The sequence below is a fragment of the Mycobacterium sp. MS1601 genome, from assembly GCF_001984215.1.
Lineage (GTDB): Bacteria > Actinomycetota > Actinomycetes > Mycobacteriales > Mycobacteriaceae > Mycobacterium.
On record NZ_CP019420.1, the window covers coordinates 4,098,041 to 4,116,950 of the forward strand.

Here is an 18,910-nt window from a genome sequence, read left to right on the forward strand (position 1 = left end):
GCTTCCGCGGCGCTGGATGTAACGTGGATCACACGCAAAGGAGCGCAGTGGCAGACGGATTACCGGACCGCATGCAGCGGCATCACGAGGTCGACCGCGCGGTGCCTGGACGCGTGCTGGCGTCATGGCAGCGCAGCCAGGAGTACGGCGTGCCGCTGGAATCGGTGGAACCGGTGTTCGCCGGTACCGAGGACCTCGGCTCGTTGTTCGTCGAGTGCGGCAACGAGGTACTGGCGGATCTGCACCGAACCCTGGCGTGCGAACCCGTCAGCCTGATGCTCACCGACGCCGACGGGGTGGTGCTCAGCAGACTTTCCGGTGATCACAGTCTGTTGCAGGCACTCGACGACGTCCACCTGGCACCCGGCTTCGCCTATTCGGAGCGTGAGGTGGGCACCAACGGTCTGGGATTGGCCCTGGCGGACCGGGTGCCGACTCTCGTGCGGGCCGAAGAGCACTATGCACTGAGCCTGTGCACGTTCACCTGCGCCGCGGTGCCCGTGTTGGACCCGCTGAGCGGACGGTTGGAAGGCAGCGTCAACTTCACCACGTGGTCGCGATCTTCCAGCGAGCTGTTGCTGGCGCTGGCCCGATCGGCGGCCAGCAACACCGCCGCGCTGATGCTCGCCCGATCCAGCGGCCGTCGTCCTCGCCCGACCGCACGCGGTCAGGTGTTCCGGGTGGAGATGCCCCAGCTGGAACCCGGAGCGGGCACCCTGCACCGACTGTCGGACGGATGGAACCAGCTGGTCACCCGGGCCGAGCACGCGATGGCCGACGGGCACGTGGTCGCCGCCATCGGAGAATCCGGCGCAGGCCGGGCGACTCTGTTGGCCCAGGCGGCGCGACACGCGTACCCGCGCGACCGGATCCTGTCGGCGGGCACGCCCGCACCCTCGGACACGTCGACGTGGTTGGAACTGTGGGGGCCGGAGCTGGGCAAGGCGCACACCGCGGTGGTGGTGCGTGACGTCGACACCCTGCCCACCTGGGCGGCGCAGCGGCTGCGGGATCTGGTGGCGCAGACGTCGGGGGTGCCGTTCGCGATGACGGCCGAGCGTTTCGAGGACATTCCCGCCGCCCTCTCGGGGCTGGTCGATACGGTGCTCGTGGTGCCGCCGCTGCGTGAGAGATCTGCCGACGTGGTGCCGCTGGCGGCCCACGTCGCCCGCCGTACCCGCGGCCGTGACGTTCAGATCACCCCGGCCGCCGCCCGAGCGTTGGAGAACTACAGCTGGCCGGGCAACGTCGACCAGCTGTCCAAGGTGGTGGCACGCGCTGCGGGGCGCTCCGACGTCGTGGACGTGGCGATGCTGCCGACCGAGGTCCTGGCCGGCGACACCAGGCACCTGTCCCGTATCGAGGCGTTCGAACGCGGGGAGATCGTGCGGGTGCTGGGGACGGGCACGCCCACCATGGCGGAGGCGGCACACGAGCTGGGGATGAGCCGCGCGACGCTGTACCGCAAGGTGGCGCAGTACGGTATCGACGTCAATGGCCGCGCGGGTCGGTGAACTCGGTCGGGCCACCCGGCCCGGCAGCTGCTCCGGACCCGCTGTCCGCCACCGCCTCTGCCCGGGCCCGAGGTTGGCGACGAGGCCCGGGGAGGCTGGTTACTTGGCTGCCGGGAGCCTAATTCTCACTCCGCGGTAAAGCCCTTCGCGCAGAAGTTCCACACTTCGTCGGCAGTGATGGCGTGGGCGAGGTGGTCCTCGGCGGGCGCGCTGGATTGTGCGGTGAACATCACTGTCTGCATCGTCATGGCGGCCAGGTGTCTCGGGTTCAACCCGGTGCGCAGGCAGCCGGCCTCCGCCGCGGCGTCCATCAGTTCGGTGAACAGCCGGATGATCGGAGCGTGTGCCTCTCGAACCTCGGCGGGGTGAGAAACGATCAACTGCGGAGCAAAGTCGGTGAACATCGGTCGCGTGGTGGTGGGGTCGGGGCGAGAGAGCTCGAACAGCAACTCAATCGCCACTTTCAGGCGCTCGAGCGGGTCGGCTGTACCGGTGGTCGCGGTGCGGATCTGGTCCGCGGCGCGGCCCAGGGCGTCCTCGAAGAGGGCCAGCAGCAACTCGTGCTTACCGTCGAACTGGAGGTAGAAGCTGCGCAGCGACTGGCGTGAGCGATCGACGACCTCCTGCACCGTGAAGTCGGTGCTGCCCTTCTCGGCGATGATGGCCTGCGCGGCGTCGAGGAACCGTTGCACCCGCTGGGCGGCGCGCAACTTGGCGGACTTGACGGACCGTTCGACGGCCCGCTGCTTCCATGCGGGTTCTTCGCTGGGGCTGGTCACGGGTACGACGTTCCACGGCCGTTCGGAAACCCCGCGGGAGGAAGAGGCATGGGTCAACGGTACCCGAGAACAGAGTGCCGTTGGGTCTCCTTCACCGACTGTGCTTGCATTTTCAGCGAATAGCTATTGCGTAGATAGAGAATAGCGTTCTCACTTCGGAACTAAGGGGCGGTTGATGTGGTCGCCCCGGAGTGAACGGCAGCGTCGCGAAGGGAGAGCCGACGCGGGGTCGGCAGGCGCTGTGCAGCCGCTCAGCATGTGGTCCGGCGCACTGCCGGCGATGGGTGCTGTGGCGATACGATGGCTCCTCAGGAAAAGGCAGGTAGGCAGTGCGGGGTACGACACAGGGGGCGCGCGATGTCCTCGCCGCGTAGGTTGGGCGCGCCCGACGCCAAGAACCGGATCGTCCTTCTCGATGCGGCTGAACAGTTGATGCGCGACAAGGGCTACGCCGCGGTGACGTCGCGCCGGATCGCGGACAAGGCCGGCCTGAAGCCCCAGCTGGTGCACTATTACTTCCGCACCATGGACGAGCTGTTTCTGGAGATGTTGCGTCGCCGCGCCGAGCAGATGTTGCGCTACCAGCAACTCGCCCTCGAGTCGCCGCAGCCGCTGTGGGCGTTGTGGGAGTTGAACACCGATCCCGCCGGCACAGCGTTGACCATGGAGTTCGTGGCGCTGGCCAATCATCGCAAGGCCTTGCGCAGCGAGATCGCCCGTTATGCGCAGATGTTCCGCAACGAGCGGATCGCGGCGCTGACCAGCACGATGCAGCGTTACGACATCCCGTTCGAGGAGTTCAGCCCAACGGTGCTGATGGTGCTCATGACCGGTGCCGCGCAGGCGCTGGTACAGGAGAAGATACTGGGCATGAGCGTCGGTCACGACGAGACGTTGCGCTTCGCCGAAAGGTGGCTGACGACCCTCGAGGGCGAACGCAATCCCGAATACAGCGTGCGTGCGTTCGCGAAGGCCGGGACGTAGCGGCCATGGTGGGCGCGGCGTGCGACGGTATCGCGGTGCGAGTTGCTCACGCCGCAAGAGTGCTAATAGCTGGTTACCGCTCAACGCCCGCCGGAGGGAGGGGCCAACTCCGGTGAACCTCGCTGATGTCTACGAACATCATTCGCTGGTGATCGCGTCGGACTATCGGATACCCGACCCGTCGAAAGTCGGCCCGCTGCTGCAGCGACGCCGGGATGCACTGGCTGAACTCGGCGCACACCACGTCCTGGTCTATCGCTCCACCCAGCAGGACGGCCGGGTGCTGGTGATGATCGGCGTACACAGCCGGGAACCCGTCGTCGACCTCGTGCGCTCGCACGTCTTCATGGACTGGTTCGATGAGGTGGGTGTGCGGGACATCCCCGCCGTGTTCGCCGGTGAGATCGTCGCGCGCTTCGACATGACCGACACGTCGACTGTGCCGTTGCCGCCGGGCGTGGTGGTGTCGGCCATCGTCACGGTCGGCGACATCGAGGTGCTGATCGGTGAATTGCAGCGTGCCCAAGCACGATTCAAATCCGCCGGGATCAGGAAGGTGTGGGTGTTCCACGCCTTCGACGAAGACCAGGAAGTCCTCATCCTGCAGGAGATCGACGACGAGGACAGCGCCCGCCGCTGGATCGAGCATCCGGATGCGGCGGCAGAGTGGATGAACCACGCCGGCGTCGGCGTGTATCCGCCGCTGTTCGTCGGTGAGTTCGACTCCATGGTGCGTGTCGGTTAGGCGCGTTGTAACGGCTGCGCAATGTCCAGCTGAGAGCGTCGCTATGCAGATATCTGCATAGCGACGCTCTCAGGCTGACGTTGTGATCAGACGGCGTGCTCGTCGGCCACCGTCAACGCCGCGTCCAGTGCCCGTAGACCCTCGGCCACCTCGGCATCGGTGATGTTGCATGCCGGCACCGCGTGGATGCGGTTGAAGTTGGCGAACGGAAGCAGGCCGCCCGCCTTGCACGCTGCGATGGTCGCGTTCATGGCGGGGCTGGCGCCACCGTAGGGGGCCAGCGGTTCGCGGGTGGCCTGGTCGGACACCAGCTCGATGGCCCAGAACACGCCCAGACCGCGCACCTCGCCGACTGAGCGGTGCTTGGCGGCCAGCTCACGCAGACCGGGGCCGAGTACGTCGGCGCCGATGCGCTTGGCGTTGGCCACCATGCCCTCGTCCTCCATCGCGTTGATGGTGGCGACGGCGGCGGCACACGCCAACGGGTGCCCCGAGTAGGTGAGCCCGCCGGGGTAGGCACGGTTGGCGAAGGTGTTGTAGATCTTGTCGTTGATCGCCACGCCACCCAACGGCACGTACCCCGACGTCACACCTTTGGCGAACGTGATCAGATCGGGTGTCACGTCGAAGTTCTGAATGGCGAACCACTCACCGGTGCGACCGAATCCGGCCATCACCTCGTCGGCGATCATGACCATGCCGTACTTGTCGCACAGCTCGCGGACACCGGCCATGTATCCGGGAGGGGGCACCATGATGCCCGCGGTGCCGGGCACCGATTCGAGGATGATCGCCGCGAACGACGACGCACCCTCGTGCTGGATCAGCCGCTCCAAGTACTCCAGGGCGCGCTGCGATTCCTGCTCGTCGGTCTCGGCGTAGAACGACGAGCGATACAGGAACGGCCCGTTGAAGTGCACCACACCGGCGCTGGCGTAGTCATTGGGATAACGCCGCGGGTCACCGGTCAGGTTGATCGCGGTGTCGGTGCCGCCGTGGTACGAGCGGTAGCGCGACAGCACCTTGTAACGACCGGTGTGCAGACGGGCCATGCGGATCGCGTGCTCCACGGCGTCGGCGCCGCCGTTGGTGAAGAACACCCGGTTCAGATCACCCGGGGTGCGCTCCGCGATCAGCCGGGCCGCTTCCGAGCGCGCCGCGTTGACGTGCTGCGGTGCGATGGTGCACAGCTTGGCGGCCTGCTCGGCGATGGCCGCGACCACCTTGGGGTGCTGATGGCCGATGTTGGTGAACACCAGCTGCCCGGAGAAGTCGAGCAGCTTGGTGCCGTCGCCGTCCCAGACGTACTGGCCATCGGCGGCCACGATGGTCATCGGCTTGATCTGCGCCTGCGCCGACCACGAGTGGAACACATGCTTGCGGTCCAGCTCGTAGGCGTGGGCACCTTCGGCGATCGCGGTGTCGAGATCCTGCCCGGAGGGCAGAACGTGTGAGCTCACAGATGTCATAAGTGGATTGTCCCTGCCCTAGGCGTTCTGGGGGAACCCGAGGTTGATGCCACCGTGGCTGGGGTCGAGCCAGCGGGTGGTGACGACCTTGCCGCGGGTGAAGAAGTGCACGCCCTCGGTGCCGTGGGCGTGGGTGTCGCCGAACAGCGAGGCCTTCCAGCCGCCGAAGCTGTAGTACGCGGTGGGCACCGGGATCGGCACGTTGATGCCGATCATGCCGACCTCGACCTCGTTCTGGAAGCGCCGGGCCGCACCACCGTCATTGGTGAAGATGGCGGTGCCGTTGCCGTAGGGGTTGTTGTTGATCAGCTCGAGAGCATCGTCGTAGGTCTCGACGCGGACCACCGAGAGCACGGGGCCGAAGATCTCGTCGGTGTAGACGCTCATCTCGGGGGTGACGTTGTCCAGCAGGGTGGGGCCCAGCCAGAAGCCGTCGGCCTCGCCGTCGACCTGGGGGTTGCGTCCGTCGACCACCACGGTGGCGCCGTCGGCCTCGCCGGCGTCGATGTAGGAGGCCACCTTGTCGCGGTGGGCCTTGGTCACCAGCGGGCCCATGTCGGAGTTGCGGGTGCCGTCACCGGTCTTGAGGGTGGCGGCGCGCTCCTTGATCTTGGCGACCAGCTCGTCGGCCACGGGGCCGACGGCCACCGCCGCGGAGATGGCCATGCACCGCTCGCCGGCAGAACCGAAGCCCGCGTTGATCATGGCGTCAGCGGCCAGGTCCAGGTCGGCGTCGGGCAGGATCACGGCGTGGTTCTTGGCGCCGCCGAGGGCCTGGACGCGCTTGCCGTGGGCGGTGCCGGTGGCGTAGACGTACTCGGCAATCGGGGTGGAACCGACGAAGCTGATCGACTTGACCTTCTTGTTGGTCAGCAGCTCGTCGACGGCCACCTTGTCACCCTGCAGGACGTTGAACACGCCGTCGGGCAGACCGGCTTCCTTCCACAGTGCGGCGATCCAGAGCGCGGCGCTGGGGTCCTTCTCCGACGGCTTGAGCACGACGGTGTTGCCCGCGGCGATGGCGATGGGGAAGAACCACATGGGCACCATGGCCGGGAAGTTGAACGGGGAGATGATGCCCACGACGCCCAGCGGCTGGCGAATGGAGGCCACGTCGACGTTGGTGGAGGCGTTCTCGGTCATGCCGCCCTTGAGCAGATGCGGGATGCCACAGGCGAACTCGACGACTTCCTGGCCGCGGCTGACTTCGCCGGCGGCGTCGGAGAGCACCTTGCCGTGCTCGCTGGTGATGATGGCGGCGATCTCGTCCTTGCGGGCGTTGAGCAGCTCACGGAAGGCGAAGAGGACCTGGCTGCGCTTGGCCAGCGAGGTATCGCGCCAGGCCGGGAACGCGGCGGCGGCGATGTCGATGACCGCGCGGGCGTCGTCGACGTCGGCCAGGGCCACCTCACCGGTGACGACACCGGTGGCCGGGTTGGTCACCGGAGCGGTGCGCTGGCTGCTTCCGGGGAAGCTCTTGCCGCCGGCCCAGTGACCGATGGTGGTCACCTTGCTGATCGTCGCAGTCATAGCGGGTCCTGTTCTGTCGTCGGAGTCCTGGCTCCAGTGTGGGGTGCCGTCGAGTCATCCGGTGCCGACACTCTGTAATTTTCAAGCGCGGACAACTTACGATGTGTCGATGACGTTGACCATCGCCGAGATCCTCGACCTGCCGGTACTGCAGGCCGGTCGTCCCGAGGTCATCGGCGGGGGCGCTTTGGATCGCCCGGTGCGATGGGTGCACGTCAGCGACCTCGCGGACCTGTCCAATCTGTTGGAGGGCGGGGAACTGGTGCTGACCACCGGCGCGGCACTGGCCGACCCGGGCTATCTGACCCGGCTGGCCAATGCTGGGGCGGTAGGTGTGGTGGTGGAACTGGGTCTGCACATCAGCCAGATCCCGGCCGCCGTGCTGGCCCAGGAGTTGCCGCTGCCGTTGGTGGCGCTGCACCGCGAGGTGCGGTTCGTGGAGGTCACCGAAGAGGTGCACCGGCGCATCGTCGCCGAGCAGTACGCCGAGGTCGACTACGCCCGTCGTGTCCACGAGGCGTTCACGGCGCTGAGTATGCGCCGTGCCTCCGTCGACGACATCTTGGCCGAGTGCGCCCACATGCTCGAGACACCGGTGGTTCTCGAGGACCTCAACCGGCAGGTGCTCGCCTTCGCTGCCAGGGGGGTGCGCACTGCCGAGCTGCTCGACGACTGGGACCGCCGCTCCCGGTTGGCGGGCGCCGAGTGGCTCAGCCGCGGCGTCGGACCGTACCGGCAGGAGTGGGGGAGGCTGATCGCGCCCCGCAGCGAGATCACCTCCCGCGCCGCCATGACCGTCGAACGTGCCGCGCAGGCACTGGCCCTGCACCACATGGCCGAGCAGGGCCGCACGTCACTGGAACTGCGGGCGCAGAGTGGCCTGGTCGAGGACCTGCGTGCGCACCGGGTGGTCGACGAAGCCGAGGCCACCTCGCGCGCGTATGCGCTCGGCCTTCGACCCGCCTTGACGTATGTGCCGATGACCGTACGGCCCTTGGAGATTCGCAACAACGATCAAGTGCTGACACAGCGGCGCCGGGCGGGCACTCTGGATGCGCTGGTGCAGGCCGTCCGTGCCGACGGGCACACGGTCCTGACGTCCAGCCGCGAAGACGGGCAGATCGAGTTGCTGCTGGCGCCCCGGCGTGCAGCCGCGCCCGATGCCCAGCTGGCCCGCATCTGCGGGCACATCCACCGCGCTGTCACGCGCGTCGACGGCGTCCGGGAATGCTTCATCGGTGTCGGCCCGGAATCGAGTCGGCTGGTCGACGCCGCGGACGGTTTGGCCGAGTCGGTCTACGTCGCCGAGGTCGCCGCCGGCATGCCCGCAACCGACCAGCGGTTTTTCTACCGTGCTGCCGACGTCCGGCTGCGGGGCCTGGTCGCGTTGATCCGCAGCGACCCCCGGGTGCAGGCTTTCGCCGAGACCGAACTGCGCGGCGTCCTGGAACACCGCGCCAAACACGACTCGGCCGCATTCGAGTTGTTGCGGGTGTTCCTGGATTGCGGCGGCAACAAGACCGAGGTCGCCGGAAGGCTGCGGCTGTCGCGCCCCACGCTGTACGCCCGCCTTGCCGCCCTACAGCGGTTACTGGGCGTCGACCTCGACGATGCGGAATCACGCACCTCGCTGCACGTCGCGCTGCTGATACTGGACCGACACGATGTGAGGCCCGACGGATCGGCGGTGATTGGCTGACGGGTGTGCTGGGATTGGAGCGTGCCTGAGGAACCGTTAGCTGAGCCGGCCGCTGTCGCCCGCGGGATTCGGATGACCGGACCCTGGGGACCGGTGTACGGCCCCGTCGATGTGGAGATCGGATCCGGCGGCGTCACCATCCTGGTGTGCCCGGCGGGGGAGGGTCGCACCGCGTTGATGATGACCCTGGCCGGACGGATGCGGCCGGTGGCCGGGGAGCTGACGGTGCTCGGTCAGACCAAGGCGACGGACATCTTCGACCTCGCCGCGCTGGCGGGGATCGACGAAATCGACACGGTCGCCGAATCGGTGACGGTGCGTGATCTGATCACCGAACAACTGCGCTGGGACGCACCCTGGTACCGGCTGGTGCGCCGCGCCGACGCCGACGACCTCGCGCGCGTGTGCGCACCGGTGTTCGGTGAGCTGCCGCTGCCGCCGCTGGGGGAGTACGTCGAGGAGCTCACCGAACTGGACGGGCTGCTGCTGCGGATCGCACTGGCCAACACCCGCCGCCCACCCCTGCTGGTGGTCGGTCAGCTGGATCAGGTGACCGGCGAGCACAACCGGGATCTGCTGCTGCAGCGGTTGATCGCGCTCGGTGCTGAGCAGACGGTCGTCACCGCGAGCGTCGACCCGGTGACCGATGCGGGTGTGCGGGCACAGCTCGAGGTCGCGAATGTGACCAGGGCCGAACTGGTTTCCCATGAGGAGGGCGAATAATCGTGTTGGCCGGGATGTCGCTGGGAACCGACCTCAAGCGGTACTCACGCGGAGCGCTGCCGCGGATCGCGCTGATCACCATCATCTTGATGCCGTTGCTGTACGGCGCGATGTACCTGTGGGCGTTCTGGAATCCGTTCGCCGAAGTCAACAAGGTGCCGGTGGCACTGGTCAATTCCGACCGCGGTGCCTCCGCCCAGGGACAGCAGCTCAAGGCGGGCGACCAGGTGGCGGCCGCGCTGAAGGCGTCGGGGCAGCTGGACCTGCACGAGATGTCCGCCCAGGAGGCCGCCGATGGCCTGGCCGCCGGTGACTACTACTTCGTGATCACGTTGCCCGAGAACTTCTCCGAGAACATCGCCTCGCCGTCCGGGGGTGACCCGCAGCAGGCGAAGATGCAGTTCACCTTCAACGACGCCAACAACTACCTGGGCTCGATCATCGGGCAGAACGCGTCTCGGGAAGTGCTCAATCAGGTCAATGCCTCGATCGGTGAACGCACCGTCGGTACCGTGCTGACCGGGCTGACCGACGCCGGTGCGGGGCTGGTACAGGCGGCCGACGGGGCGGGGCAACTGGCCGCGGGCCTGAACGCCGCGAACGACGGTGCACACCAGCTGTCCACCGGCGCGCACGCCCTGTCGGCGGGGCTGGATACCGCACGTAGCGGTTCGGCGCAGCTGGCCGCCGGAACTCAGCAGCTGGCCACGTCGGTGGACAAGACTGTCGACCCGCTGCTGGACGTGCTCGACCGGGTGGGGGACCTGCAGCTCGATCCCGAGGCGGTCAGCCGGGCCGCCCAGCACCTCAGCGGCGCGGTGCGTTCCACCACCGACCGGATCGCGGCGTTGAACGTCGACCAGGCGCAGGCGGCGGCCATCGTCAACCAGGCCGTCGCGCTGTTGCGCAACAACCCCGACCCGACAGTGCGTGATCTGGGCAATTTCCTTGCCGGAGCGCAGCATCTGCTGGATGCCCAGGGAATCGATCCCACCACCGATGCCGGGCTGATCCGCCTGCGTGACAGCGCCACATCGCTGGAGAACGAACTGGGCGACCCCAACAGTCAGCTGCGCACCTTCTTGGCCTCGGCGTTGAACGGCGGCCTGCGTGACGATGTGGCCAAGCTGCGCGACGGTGTCGACCAGCTCAACACCGGTGCCCATCAGCTGTCCGACGGGTTGGTCAAACTCAGCACCGGCAGCAACCAACTGGCCGACGGCGCCGACGAACTGGCGTCCGGCACCGAGAAATTGCAGGCCGGCGGGCAGGAGTTGGCCACCAAGCTCAAGGAAGGGTCCACCCAGGTCCCGTCCTGGACCCCGCAACAGCGCACCGATGTCGCCAAGACGCTGGCCGCGCCCGTCGCACTGGACCTGGTGACCGAGAATCCCGCGCCCACGTTCGGCACCGGTTTTGCGCCGTTCTTCCTGCCGCTGGCGCTGTTCATCGGCGCACTCATCATCTGGATGTTGTTGACACCGTTGCAGTCCCGGCCCATTGTCAACGGTCTGGGCGCGCTGCGGGTGGTGCTGGCGTCGTACTGGCCCGCGTTGCTGATCGCCGCGTGCCAGGTGGTGGTGATGTACGCCGTGGTGCACTTCGCGGTCGGGCTGCATGCCAAGTACCCACTGGCGACCGTGGCGTTCCTGCTGTTGATCGCGGCGACGTTCCTGGCCATCATCCAGGCGTTCAACTCGGTGTTCGGAGTGGCGGTGGGACGGGTCATCACGTTGGCGTTCCTGATGCTGCAGCTGGTGTCCGCAGGTGGCATCTATCCCGTGGAGACCACGGCCACACCGTTCCAATGGATCCACCCGTTCGATCCGATGACGTACGCCGTCAACGGTTTACGGCAGCTGACGGTCGGCGGTATCGACTCCCGGCTGTGGGTGGCCGTCGCGGTGCTCAGTGGTTTGCTTGCGGCCGCGTTGGCAGCCAGTTCGTGGGCGGCACGGCGCAACCGGCAGTACACCATGGAGCGGCTGCACCCGCCGATCGAGGTGTGATCTGAGGAGTCTTGGCGGTGCTCACCGCCGCTGAGACTCCACAAACCGGCCGTTGAGCAGCTGGCGGGCCACGATCAGCCGCTGGATCTCACTGGCACCCTCCCAGATGCGCTCGACGCGAAGCTCGCGGAACATCCGCTCGGCCACGTTTTCGCGCATGTAGCCGCGGCCGCCGAACACCTGCACTGCGCGATCGGCCACCCGGCCGGCCATCTCCGAGCAGTACAGCTTGGCCATGGACGCGAGACCGTGCAGCGCTTTGCGATCCATGCCCGCGTCGATGGAGCGGGCCACCTCGTAGAGCATGCTGCGTGCGGCGAACAGTTCGGTGGCGCTGTCGGCGAGCATGCCCGCCACCAGCTGGTGCTCACCCAGCGGCTTACCGCCCACCACGCGATCTTTCGCGAACGCCGTCATCTCGTCGACCAGGCGTTGCCCGGCACCGACACAACGAGCAGCCACCATCAGGCGTTCGAAGCGGAACCAGTCCTGGGTGAAGGTCATGCCCTCGCCCTCGGCTCCGACCAGGTGCGACGCCGGCACCCGGACCTCGGTGAACGACACGATGGGGTGCTCATCGGCGATGTGGTGGCTGTAGTGCGGAGTGCGGACCACCTCGACACCCGGCCAGGGCAAATCCACCACCAACAGCACATGCTCGCCGGCGAAGTCGCCGTTCTCCAACACCCCTTGGACAAACAGGTATTCGGCCAGATTGAACGACGTGACATGCCACTTGACGCCGTTGACCACGTACTCGTCGCCCTCCTTGCGGACCGAGGTGCGCAACTCGGAGACATCGGAACCGGCGAACTCCTCGGTGATGGCATAGGCCTCGTGCTTCTCGCCGCGCACCGCGGGGGCCAACCACTTCTCGCGCTGGAAGTCGGTGGCCACGTCCACCCACCACTGTGGCGGAGTGTGCATCACCCAGGCCAGTCCGTTGGTCACCCTGCCCACCTGCTCTTGAATCAGAACTTGTTGCAGCGCAGTGCATCCGGGTCCGCCAGCAGCGGCGGGAATGTTGGTGGCGTAGAGCCCGAGTTCGAGTGCTCTGTGGTGATGGGCCGCCGCGATCTCCTTGGGTAGTTGGCCACCCGCGAGCTCGGCCTCCACCTCATAGGGCATCAGCGACTCGGCGAACTCTGCGGCGGTGTCCCGGATGCGCAGATCCTCGGCGTTCAGTCCGTACATGCACGTACCCCTCGCTCTTGACTGAGCGTTCAGTCTATGCGACGGTCTCGTACTATGACCAGTGCTGACGTAGTGGTGGTCGGCGGTGGCACCGTCGGTTCGTGGACGGCGGTGCTACTGGCCGACAGTGGCGTGAAAAACGTGACCCTGCTGGAATCGTCGACGCTGGGAGACGGTGCCAGCAGCCGAGCCGCGGGCATGGTGCGGGCCCAGGGCGGCACCGAGACCGCCATCAGGCTCGGCATGCGATCCCAGGATTTCTACCGGGCCAGCGGTGACCGCTTCCCGGTGGACTGCGGCTTCGTCGCCCAGGGCTATCTGATGCCGTGCTTCAGCGATGCCGAGGTGGCGCAGGCGCAGGCGCGCATCGACTTACAGCACCGGCTGGGCCTGGATGTGCAGTGGTTGGACTCCGATGATCTCGACGCTCGGGACACCGGGTTGGCCCCTGGTGTGACGATGGGCGCCTCCTACGCACCGGGCGACGGCTACATCGATGCACCGCGCAATGTCCTGGCCTATACCGCCGCGCTCACGGCGCACCGTGTTGATGTGCGCGAGCGGTGCGCGTTCACCGGGCTGCGCACCAGCGGGGGACAGGTGGTGGGGGTGGACACCTCCGAGGGCCCCATCGATACCGAACGCGTGGTGCTCACCGGTGGTCCGCAGCTGGCCGACGTCGGTGCGGCTGCCGGCGGGCGCGTGCATGCAGGCGGCACCCGTCACCAGGTGGTGGTCACCGCACCGCTGCCCGCGGGCAACGTCCATCAGCTGCCTATGGTCTTCGATGTGGTGTCCGGAATCTATTGGCGACCAGGTGAATTCGGTGGTCTGCTGTGGGGGATGAGCAATCCCGATGAGGCGCCTGGCCTGGCAACGGAGTTCGACTGGACGTACTACGCGAAGGCGTACAGTCGCATGGAGGAGCTGTATCCGGCGGTGCGGGGCCTCGGTCTGCGTCGCACGTGGGCGGCCACCATCGACTACACGCCCGATCATCTGCCGATCCTCGGCCCGCTGCTCACCGAGGACGGGCCTGTCGAGGGCACCGTGGTGGCAAGCGCGGCCGGGCACGGCATGATGTGGGGTCCGGCCGTCGCCGAAGCGGCCGCCGACCTCACCACCACCGGCGGATGCACCTGGTTGGACCTGACCGACCTGGGACTCGACCGCTTCGATGCCGACGGACGCAGCCGGGTCGAGCCTGAGCCGATCTCTCTTCCGTTCCCGGAAACTGTTACCCAAGAAAGGGTCTCGTCGTGACACAAGCAGATCTGACGCCCATCCTGGCCGGTGCTGCCGGCGCCGATCTCGAGGACTGGGGACCGTTGGCCGAGGCCACCGGAGACCCGATGGCCACCTATGGAGTCGAGGTGTGGGTCGACGGTGATCTGTCTGCCGGTATCTGGGAATGCGAACCGGGACCGTCACATTGGACGCTGGAGACCAACGAGGTCATCTATCTGGTGGCCGGTTCCATGACCGTCACACCGGACGGTGGGTCGCCGAAGACGGTGCGCACCGGCGATGTCGCGGTGTTTCCCAAGGGGTGGACGGGCACCTGGGAGATCCACGACACCGTCCGCAAGGTCTACTCGATCTTCTGACCGACGCGCGCCGTACGTCGGTCGCGACGACCCCTGGTGACAGCGCGTCACTCCGAGGCGGGTTTTGACGCGGCATTCCGCCCGGTGGTGACTGCGTGTCACGGATGTGGTCTCGGGCGTCAGCTCAGGCCTGTCGCGGAGCGGCGGCGCCGGGAGATGGCGTCGACGCTGGCGGCCAGCAGCAGCACACCACCGGTGACCAGGAAGTTGATGTACGAGGACTGGTTCAGCAGTCCGAGCCCGTTGGCGATGGTGGCCACCACCACGCCGCCGATCACCGCGTCCAGCGCCCGACCCCTGCCGCCGAAGAGGCTGGTACCGCCGATCACTGCCGCACCCACGGCATACAGCAGGGTGTTGCCCGCGCCGGAGGACGCCGACACCTTGCCCGCATAGGACGCCGCGATGATGCCGGAGAGCGCTGCCAGCGACGAGCACACCACGAACACCGACACCCGGATCCGGGCCACCGAGATGCCCGCGCGCCGCGCCGCCTCCGCGTTACCGCCGACGGCGTAGATGTGCCGGCCGTAGGCGGTGCGGTTGAGCACCAGCGTCAACACGATGAGCAGCACCAGGATCAACGGCAGAACGTAAGGGATACCGCTGATCTGGACATTGGCGTTCACGGCGCGGTTGACGCTGAGGATGTAGGTGACCCCGAGAACCACCAGTGCGACGGCCGCGATGCGCACACCCACCACCCCGATCGGCGGGTGCGCCAGCCGCAGCGCGCTCTTGCGGCGGTACTGGAACAGCTCCAGCGCCGCGAAGCCGAGCACCACTACCAGCGCCAGTGCCCATCCGGCGGTCACCGGCAGGTTGGTGATGGTCATTCCGCGAATCACCGGGTCGTCCACCCGCGCCGAGCCGCCCTCACCGATCATCTTGAGGGTCACGCCCTGCAGGCCGAGGAAGAACGCCAGCGTCACGACGAACGACGGGATGCCGAGCCGGGCGCGCAGCAGGCCGATCGCCAGCCCGATCACCGCGCCGCAGGCGATGGCCAGCACGACGGCCAGCCACCAGGGCCAGTTCAGGTTGACGATGGTCAACGCCATGGCGCAGGCCGATACGCCGCCGGCCACGCCTGCCGACAGGTCGATGTCTCCGAGCAGCAGCACGAACACCAAACCCATTGCCAGCACACAGATCGAGCCGGCCTGGGTGATCAGGTTGGCCAGATTGAGTGCCGACAGGAACCGGTCGTTGGCCAGTCCGAAGATCACGAACAGGACCACCAGACCGAGGACAGCGGGCAGTGAGCCCATGTCGCCGCCGCGGACGCGCTGAAGGTAGCTGCGCGCCGCGGCGCCCAGGGTCTGGTCGTTACGGGTGTCGCCGGCGAAGTCGGCGTCTGCCAACGTGACGTCCGGACGCACACTGGTCATGTTGTGCTCCTTCACAGAGATTCTGCGGCTGTCGCAGGTGTCAGACCCAAACTGCCGGACCGTCCCGCGGTGATGAGTTCGACGATCTGGCTGTGGCTGACCTCGGAGGCCTTGACGTCGGCGGCCACCCGGCCGAGGTACAGGGCACAGATGCGGTCGGCCACCTCGAAGACGTCAACCATGTTGTGCGAGATCAGCACCACGCCGAGGCCCTGATCGGCCAGACGGCGTACCAGGTCGATCACCTGCCGGGTCTGGGCGACACCCAGGGCGGCCGTCGGTTCGTCGAGCAGCACCACTTTGGAGTTCCACAGCACCGACTTGGCGATGGCCACCGTCTGCCGTTGGCCGCCGGACAGGCTGGAGACGGTCTGGCGCACGGATTTTACCGTCCGCACCGACAGCGACGCCAAGGCCTTGCGGGCCATGGTCTCCATCCGCGCTTCGTCCAGGAGGCCCCGCCGTTTGATCTCCCGGCCCAGGAACATGTTCTCGACGATGTCGAGGTTGTCGCACAGCGCCAGATCCTGGTACACGACCTCGACGCCAAGTGCGGCAACGTCGTTGGGGCCGTGCACCGTCACCGGAGTTCCTTCGAAGAGGTACTGACCGCTGTCGATGGGGTGGATGCCCGCGATGGCCTTGACCAACGTCGACTTGCCCGCGCCGTTGTCACCGACCAGCGCGGTGACCTCCCCGGGGTACACCTGGAAGTCGACATCGTGCAGCACGTGCACCACACCGAAACTCTTGTTGACGCTGCGCAATTCGAGTATCGGCTCGACCGCCTCACTCATGGGGTGTCAGACTCCCGCCTCGGTGCACATGGCCGCGAACTGCCCGGCGCACACTTCTTCCTTGGACTGGCCGCCGTCGTCGAACACCACGTTCATGTTCTCTTTGGTGATGGACTTCGGCGTCAGGAGCACCGACGGCACGTCGCGGCCGCCCTGGTCGTCACGCGAGGTGTTGTTGGTCTCGGGCTCTTGGCCGTTGGCCAGCGCGATGGCGGCCTCGGCCAGCGCACCGGCTTCCTCGGTGGCCGACTTGTACACCGACATGCACTGGGTCCCGGCCAGGATGTTCTGCAGGCCTTCGACGGTGGCGTCCTGTCCCGTGACGGGCACCTGCCCGGCGCGCTGATTCTTCTCCAGGATCGAGATGACCGAGCCGGCTAGGCCGTCGTTGGCGGCGTACACGCCGTCGATGCGCCCGTCTGCGGCGGTGTACATCTGCTCGAAGATGGTGACGGCTTCGTCGTTGTCCCAATCGGGTACGGCCTGTTCGCCGACGATGGTGATTCCGGGGGTGCCGTCGATGACGGAATGTGCCCCGCTGGAGAACAGGGTGGCGTTGTTGTCGGTGGGAGATCCGTTGAGGAACACCACGTTAGCGGTGGGTCGCCCGCCCAGGCAGTCCACCAGCCCCTGGCCCTGCAGCTCACCGACGACGGTGTTGTCGAACGAGATGTACACATCCGCCGATCCGCCGAGCGTCAGGCGGTCGTAGTCGATGGTCTTGACGCCTTGGGAGGCTGCCTTCTGCTGGATGGCCGCGCCGCTGTCGGAGTCCAGGTTCACGATCGCGAGCACGGTCACCCCGTCGGCGATCATGCCGTCGGCGATGGTGGTCATGGTGTCCGCGGAACCCTCGGCGTTCTGGATGGTGTACTCGACACCGGCCTCCTTGAACGCGGCCTCCAGCGCCGGGCGGTCCTTGGTCTCCCACCGCACCGAGGACTTGGTGTCGGGCAGGATGACACCGATCTTGCCGGCGCCGGTGGCGTCGGGGCTGCTGGAGCCTCCGCCGGACCCCGAGTCGCTGCTGCTGCACGCGCTGAGCGTCAGGCCGGTTCCGAGAACAGTCGCGACGAGCAAGGCACTGGTTCGATTCACGAAAATCGCCTCCGAATAGGTGGTTGCGGGCACGGAGGCACAGAACCCCCGACGTTTGTTCTTTCAGGCAACATATAACGTGACGTGCATCACGTCCAGGATTCAGTTGTGCGGATGTTCGGACAAGCCTCGAATCACCGGGCGCCCATCAAGTGCTCGATCGCCAACTGGTTGAGTGCCACGAAGTTGCCGCCGCGGCCGCCGAAATACGGTTCCGGGTCGAACTGCTCGTAGGCCGTCGGATCGGCCAGCAGGTCGGTGTACGTCTCGCCGGAGTTCAGCGTGGGTTCGCGCAGCTCGGGCACCCGTGCTGCGGCCAGTGCCTCGATCACTGCGGGGTCGGACCGGAAGGCCCGGGCCCGTTGCCGCAGCAGCAGATACATCCGCATGTTCGCCGCCGCCGAGGCCCACACCCCGTCGATGTCCTCGGTGCGGCTGGGCTTGTAGTCGAAGTGGCGTGGGCCGTCGTAGGCCTGCCCACCGTCGGGGCCGCCATGCTCCAACAGGTCCACCAGGGCGAAGGCGTTGCCCAGGTCGCCGTGGCCGAAGACCAGGTCCTGGTCGAACTTGATGCCGCGTTGGCCGTTGAGATCGATGTGGAACAGCTTGCCGCTGTAGAGGGTCTGGGCGATGCCGTGCATGAAGTTCAGCCCGGACATTTGCTCGTGGCCGGTTTCGGGGTTGACGCCCACCAGCTCCGGATGGGCGAGGGTCTCGATGAAGGCCAGTGCATGCCCGACCGTGGGCAGCAGGATGTCGCCGCGTGGCTCGTTGGGCTTGGGTTCGATGGCGAAGCGCAGGCCGATGCTCTGGTCGGTCACGTACTCACACAGCAGGTCCATGGCTTCGCGATAGCGTGCCAGCGCGGCTTGGACGTCTTTGGCGGAGTCGTACTCGCTGCCTTCGCGACCGCCCCACAACACGAAGGTCTGCGCTCCCAGTTCGGCGGCCAGGTCGATGTTGCGCAGGACCTTGCGCAGTGCGTAGCGGCGCACCGCCCGGTCATTGCTGGTGAAACCGCCGTCCTTGAACACCGGTTGGGTGAACAGGTTGGTGGTCACCATCGGCACCACGAGTCCGTTGGCCGCCAGCGCTGAGGTGAGTCGTGCCAGCAGCCTGCTGCGTTCGGACTCGGAGCTGCCGAACGGGATCACGTCGTCGTCGTGGAAGGTCAGGCCGTAGGCGCCGAGTTCGGCGAGCCGCTCGATGGCTTCGACCACATCGAGTGCGGGTCGGGTGGCGACGCCGAACGGGTCGGCGCCCGGCCAGCCGACCGTCCACAGTCCGAACGAGAATTTGTCTTTCGCCTCGGGTGTCAGCTGGTGGGCGCGCGCGACGCCGGACTCCAGAACCGTCATGATGGTGCTCCTC

General features: G+C 67.0%; 16 protein-coding genes. 8 read left to right on the forward strand and 8 right to left on the reverse strand.

Annotated features, from left to right (window positions below; translation table 11 throughout):
• The first annotated feature begins 47 nt into the window (after positions 1–47).
• Positions 48–1,514, forward strand: a complete 1,467-nt coding sequence (locus tag BVC93_RS19950; protein WP_236950033.1) for a GAF domain-containing protein — start codon at positions 48–50, stop codon at positions 1,512–1,514.
• 125 nt (positions 1,515–1,639) lie between these two features.
• Here the strand turns inward: BVC93_RS19950 and BVC93_RS19955 are convergent, their stop codons facing one another.
• Positions 1,640–2,293, reverse strand: coding sequence for a TetR/AcrR family transcriptional regulator (locus BVC93_RS19955; RefSeq protein ID WP_083738986.1), 654 nt, complete (start codon positions 2,291–2,293; stop codon positions 1,640–1,642).
• 357 nt (positions 2,294–2,650) lie between these two features.
• Between BVC93_RS19955 and BVC93_RS19960 the strand changes: the two genes are divergently transcribed.
• Both BVC93_RS19960 and BVC93_RS19965 read left to right on the forward strand, forming a co-directional pair.
• Positions 2,651–3,277 carry a TetR/AcrR family transcriptional regulator gene (locus tag BVC93_RS19960; protein WP_083738987.1) on the forward strand — a complete coding sequence of 209 codons (627 nt, stop codon included), beginning with the start codon at positions 2,651–2,653 and terminating at the stop codon, positions 3,275–3,277.
• A gap of 112 nt (positions 3,278–3,389) precedes the next feature.
• A complete protein-coding gene (locus BVC93_RS19965; protein WP_083738988.1) occupies positions 3,390–4,022 on the forward strand; it encodes a fatty-acid--CoA ligase in 633 nt (210 codons plus the stop codon).
• 86 nt (positions 4,023–4,108) lie between these two features.
• On the opposite strand, the gene BVC93_RS19970 is transcribed toward BVC93_RS19965, so the two are convergent.
• The gene (locus BVC93_RS19970; RefSeq protein WP_083738989.1) at positions 4,109–5,491 is read right to left on the reverse strand and encodes an aspartate aminotransferase family protein; all 1,383 of its coding nucleotides are present in this window, start codon (positions 5,489–5,491) and stop codon (positions 4,109–4,111) included.
• 18 nt (positions 5,492–5,509) lie between these two features.
• Complete coding sequence (locus BVC93_RS19975) at positions 5,510–7,021, reverse strand: CoA-acylating methylmalonate-semialdehyde dehydrogenase (RefSeq protein ID WP_083738990.1); 1,512 nt, start codon at positions 7,019–7,021, stop codon at positions 5,510–5,512.
• A 109-nt stretch (positions 7,022–7,130) separates the two neighbouring features.
• Here BVC93_RS19975 and BVC93_RS19980 point away from each other — a divergent pair, with 109 nt between their 5' ends.
• The 3 genes from BVC93_RS19980 to BVC93_RS19990 all read left to right on the forward strand — a co-directional run bounded on the left by BVC93_RS19980 (position 7,131) and on the right by BVC93_RS19990 (position 11,452).
• Positions 7,131–8,720: a PucR family transcriptional regulator gene (locus BVC93_RS19980; RefSeq protein WP_083741181.1), complete on the forward strand. Its 1,590-nt coding sequence runs from the start codon at positions 7,131–7,133 to the stop codon at positions 8,718–8,720.
• A gap of 72 nt (positions 8,721–8,792) precedes the next feature.
• Entirely contained in the window at positions 8,793–9,443 is a 651-nt protein-coding gene (locus BVC93_RS19985) for a hypothetical protein (RefSeq protein ID WP_157516999.1), read from the forward strand.
• Positions 9,444–9,457: 14 nt separating this feature from the next.
• The gene (locus BVC93_RS19990; RefSeq protein WP_192860405.1) at positions 9,458–11,452 is read left to right on the forward strand and encodes a YhgE/Pip domain-containing protein; all 1,995 of its coding nucleotides are present in this window, start codon (positions 9,458–9,460) and stop codon (positions 11,450–11,452) included.
• A gap of 21 nt (positions 11,453–11,473) precedes the next feature.
• Here the strand turns inward: BVC93_RS19990 and BVC93_RS19995 are convergent, their stop codons facing one another.
• The gene (locus BVC93_RS19995) at positions 11,474–12,646 is read right to left on the reverse strand and encodes an acyl-CoA dehydrogenase family protein (RefSeq protein WP_083738993.1); all 1,173 of its coding nucleotides are present in this window, start codon (positions 12,644–12,646) and stop codon (positions 11,474–11,476) included.
• Positions 12,647–12,700: 54 nt separating this feature from the next.
• Between BVC93_RS19995 and BVC93_RS20000 the strand changes: the two genes are divergently transcribed.
• A complete protein-coding gene (locus BVC93_RS20000; RefSeq protein ID WP_157517001.1) occupies positions 12,701–13,909 on the forward strand; it encodes an NAD(P)/FAD-dependent oxidoreductase in 1,209 nt (402 codons plus the stop codon).
• Positions 13,906–14,253: a cupin domain-containing protein gene (locus tag BVC93_RS20005; protein ID WP_083738995.1), complete on the forward strand. Its 348-nt coding sequence runs from the start codon at positions 13,906–13,908 to the stop codon at positions 14,251–14,253. The genes BVC93_RS20000 and BVC93_RS20005 overlap by 4 nt, the downstream gene beginning before the upstream one ends.
• A gap of 119 nt (positions 14,254–14,372) precedes the next feature.
• Here the strand turns inward: BVC93_RS20005 and BVC93_RS20010 are convergent, their stop codons facing one another.
• From BVC93_RS20010 to xylA, 4 genes are all read right to left on the reverse strand, one after another.
• Positions 14,373–15,644 (reverse strand): sugar ABC transporter permease, encoded by a 1,272-nt coding sequence (locus tag BVC93_RS20010; protein ID WP_083741182.1) that lies wholly within the window; start codon positions 15,642–15,644, stop codon positions 14,373–14,375.
• A gap of 11 nt (positions 15,645–15,655) precedes the next feature.
• Entirely contained in the window at positions 15,656–16,441 is a 786-nt protein-coding gene (locus BVC93_RS20015; protein WP_083738996.1) for an ATP-binding cassette domain-containing protein, read from the reverse strand.
• A gap of 6 nt (positions 16,442–16,447) precedes the next feature.
• Entirely contained in the window at positions 16,448–17,539 is a 1,092-nt protein-coding gene (locus BVC93_RS20020) for a sugar ABC transporter substrate-binding protein (RefSeq protein WP_083741183.1), read from the reverse strand.
• 134 nt (positions 17,540–17,673) lie between these two features.
• A complete protein-coding gene (xylA, locus tag BVC93_RS20025) occupies positions 17,674–18,897 on the reverse strand; it encodes a xylose isomerase (protein ID WP_083738997.1) in 1,224 nt (407 codons plus the stop codon).
• Between the last annotated feature and the right edge of the window lie 13 nt (positions 18,898–18,910).

Coding starts and splice junctions, on each gene's coding strand:
- BVC93_RS19985 (WP_157516999.1), top strand. CDS start 8,793: ATGACCGGACCCTGGGGACCGGTGTACGGCCCCGTCGATGTGGAGATC.
- BVC93_RS20010 (WP_083741182.1), bottom strand. CDS start 15,644: ATGACCAGTGTGCGTCCGGACGTCACGTTGGCAGACGCCGACTTCGCC.
- xylA (WP_083738997.1), bottom strand. CDS start 18,897: ATGACGGTTCTGGAGTCCGGCGTCGCGCGCGCCCACCAGCTGACACCC.
- BVC93_RS20015 (WP_083738996.1), bottom strand. CDS start 16,441: ATGAGTGAGGCGGTCGAGCCGATACTCGAATTGCGCAGCGTCAACAAG.
- BVC93_RS19960 (WP_083738987.1), top strand. CDS start 2,651: ATGTCCTCGCCGCGTAGGTTGGGCGCGCCCGACGCCAAGAACCGGATC.
- BVC93_RS19990 (WP_192860405.1), top strand. CDS start 9,458: ATGTCGCTGGGAACCGACCTCAAGCGGTACTCACGCGGAGCGCTGCCG.
- BVC93_RS19975 (WP_083738990.1), bottom strand. CDS start 7,021: ATGACTGCGACGATCAGCAAGGTGACCACCATCGGTCACTGGGCCGGC.
- BVC93_RS20000 (WP_157517001.1), top strand. CDS start 12,701: ATGACCAGTGCTGACGTAGTGGTGGTCGGCGGTGGCACCGTCGGTTCG.
- BVC93_RS19970 (WP_083738989.1), bottom strand. CDS start 5,491: ATGACATCTGTGAGCTCACACGTTCTGCCCTCCGGGCAGGATCTCGAC.
- BVC93_RS19980 (WP_083741181.1), top strand. CDS start 7,131: ATGACGTTGACCATCGCCGAGATCCTCGACCTGCCGGTACTGCAGGCC.
- BVC93_RS19995 (WP_083738993.1), bottom strand. CDS start 12,646: ATGTACGGACTGAACGCCGAGGATCTGCGCATCCGGGACACCGCCGCA.